A 2,743-nucleotide genomic window follows, 5' to 3' on the forward strand; every position below is an offset into this window, starting at 1 on the left:
TGATGGGCGCCAAGGGCGCAGTGGAGATCATCTTCCGGGCCGAGGCTGGCGACCCCGAGGCGATCGCGGCCCGAGAGGCCGAGTACAAGGCCCGCTTCGCCAACCCGTTCGTCGCCGCTTCCCGCGGCTACATCGACGACGTCATCATGCCCCACTCCACCCGCCGGCGCATCGCCCGGGCGCTCAAGAACCTCCAGGGAAAGCAACTCGCCAACCCTTGGAAGAAGCACGACAATATCCCGCTGTAGGTGATTGAATGTTCACGAAAATCCTGATCGCCAACCGCGGGGAGATCGCGGTCCGGATCATCAAGACCTGTCGTCGTATGGGGATCGCCACGGTAGTGGTCTATTCGGAGGCGGATGCGGATTCGATGGCCGTGGAGATGGCCGACGAAAGCGTGTTCATCGGCGGCGCGCCGGCGGCAGAGAGCTATCTGGTGGCCGATAAGATCGTCGCGGCCTGCCGGGCGACCGGAGCGCAAGCGGTGCATCCTGGCTTCGGCTTCCTCAGTGAGAATGCTGGCTTCGCCAAGCGGTTGGCCGACGAGGGCATCGTGTTCATCGGCCCCAACCCCAAGGCCATCGAGGCCATGGGCGACAAGATCGAAAGCAAGAAGTTCGCGCAGGCGGCCGGGGTCTCGACCGTGCCGGGCCATGTCGGCGAGATCGACGACGTCGCCCACGCCCTGAAGATCGCCGGGGAGATCGGCTATCCGGTGATGATCAAGGCCTCGGCCGGCGGCGGGGGCAAGGGCATCCGCGTGGCCTGGACACCACAGACGTAGAGGAAGGCTTCCCGGCGGTGCGGGCCGAGGCCAAGGCCAGCTTCGGCGACGACCGGATCTTCATCGAGAAGTTCATCGAGAGCCCGCGCCACATCGAGATCCAGGTGCTGGGCGACAAGCACGGCCATGTGGTGCACCTGTTCGAGCGCGAATGCTCGATCCAGCGCCGCAATCAGAAGGTCATCGAGGAGGCGCCGAGCCCGCTGCTCGATGAAACCACCCGCGCCGCGATGGGCGCCCAGGCCGTGGCCCTAGCCCAGGCGGTGAACTACGACAGCGCCGGCACCGTCGAGTTCGTCGCCGGACAGGACAAGAGCTTCTACTTCCTCGAAATGAACACTCGGCTGCAGGTCGAGCACCCGGTCACCGAACTGATCACCGGCGTCGATCTGGTCGAGCAGATGATCCGCTCGGCCTACGGCGAGAAGCTGGCCTTCGGGCAGGACGACCTGAAGATCAACGGCTGGGCGATCGAGAGCCGGATCTATGCCGAGGACCCCTATCGCGGCTTCCTGCCCTCGATCGGCCGACTGGTGCGCTACGCCCCGCCGCTGGAAGGCGAGATCGGCGAGATCGTGATCCGCAACGACGCCGGCGTCCGCGAAGGCGACGAGATCTCGATGTTCTACGACCCGATGATCTCCAAGCTGTCGACCTGGGGCCCGGATCGCGCTAGCGCCATCGCCGCCATGGGCCGGGCGCTGGAGGACTTCCATATTGAGGGGCTGGGCCAGAACATTCCGTTCCTGGCCGCGGTGATGGACCAGGAGCGGTTCACCTCCGGGGCGCTGTCGACCAACTACATCAAGGACGAGTTCCCGGAGGGCTTCAAAGGGACCGAGCCGACGCCGTTCCAGAGCGACCTCGCTGCGGCGGTGGCCTGCGCCATGCATCGGCGGCTGACGGCCCGGGCCGCGCCGCAGCTGCTGCGCGACGAATGGATCGTCATCGCTGGCCACAACAAGCGTCAGGTCAAACTCTCCAACGGCGGCGACGCCTTCCGGGTGACATATGAGGACGGCCGTTCGCTGAGCCTGACCGACGTCGACTGGCGGCCGGGCTTGCCGCTGTTCAAGGGCGCGCTGGACGGGCGTCCGTTCAGCGTCAGCGTCAAGCCGGCGGCCGAGGGCTTCATTGTCCGCCACCGAGCCGCGACCCTGCACGTGCTGGTGTTGACCCCGCGCTCGGCAGAGCTGCACGAGAAGCTGCCGCCCAAGCAGGCCGCCGACACTTCCAAGCTGATCCTCTCGCCCATGCCGGGCCTGGTGGTCAGTCTCGACGTCGAACCGGGCCAGAGCGTCCAGGCGGGCCAGGCTGTCGCCGTGGTCGAGGCCATGAAGATGCAGAACATCATCCGCGCCGAGCGCGAGGGCGTGGTTAAGACTGTCGGGGCCAAGCCGGGCGACTCGGTCGCCGCCGACGAGGTGCTGGTGGAGTTCGCGTGAGGATGCCCATCACCCTCAGCCAGGCCATGCGCCAGTGCGGGCTCACGGCGCGCGCCTTGCGCTACTATGAGGAACTTGGGCTGGTCACCGCCCACCGCAATCGGATGAACCGACGCGTCTACGACTCTCTGGCGGTTTCGCGTCTCTCGGTGATCGCGGAGTTCCGGCGCGCCGGCCTGGCCCTGGCCGACATCCGTTGCATCCTTGAACGCCAGGAAGGCGGGGCGGCCGGCGACTCGATCAGCTTCGCCGCCGCGCGCCTCGACCAACGTCTGCAGGCCCTCGAGCGCGAGCGCCGAGCGGTCGAAGCCGCCCTCGGCGCCCTGCGGGCGCGCCGCCCTTCCACCGCCGTCGCGGAGATGCACGCTTGACCTATTCCCCCCGCCACGACTGGACGCTCGCCGAGGTCGAGGATCTGTTCGAGCTGCCGTTCATGGAGCTGGTGTTCCAGGCCGCCGCGGTGCACCGGACCTGGTTCGACCCCAGCGAGGTGCAGCTCTCGCAGCTGCTC

General features: G+C 67.2%; 2 protein-coding genes and 2 pseudogenes. All 4 read left to right on the forward strand.

The window, feature by feature from the left end; genetic code table 11:
* Positions 1 to 248: carboxyl transferase domain-containing protein (locus tag AC1DQJ_RS20745; RefSeq protein ID WP_477601120.1), on the forward strand; the 248-nt coding region annotated here is incomplete at its 5' end.
* Between the two features lie 8 nt (positions 249 to 256).
* Positions 257 to 2,232, forward strand: a pseudogene (locus AC1DQJ_RS20750) (acetyl-CoA carboxylase biotin carboxylase subunit).
* Between the two features lie 2 nt (positions 2,233 to 2,234).
* A complete protein-coding gene (locus AC1DQJ_RS20755; RefSeq protein ID WP_477606850.1) occupies positions 2,235 to 2,603 on the forward strand; it encodes a MerR family transcriptional regulator in 369 nt (122 codons plus the stop codon).
* Positions 2,600 to 2,743: pseudogene (locus AC1DQJ_RS20760) on the forward strand (biotin synthase BioB); the annotation flags it as partial. The gene AC1DQJ_RS20755 and the pseudogene AC1DQJ_RS20760, both read left to right, overlap by 4 nt.

Source organism: Phenylobacterium sp. P4_E10 (assembly GCF_056401675.1).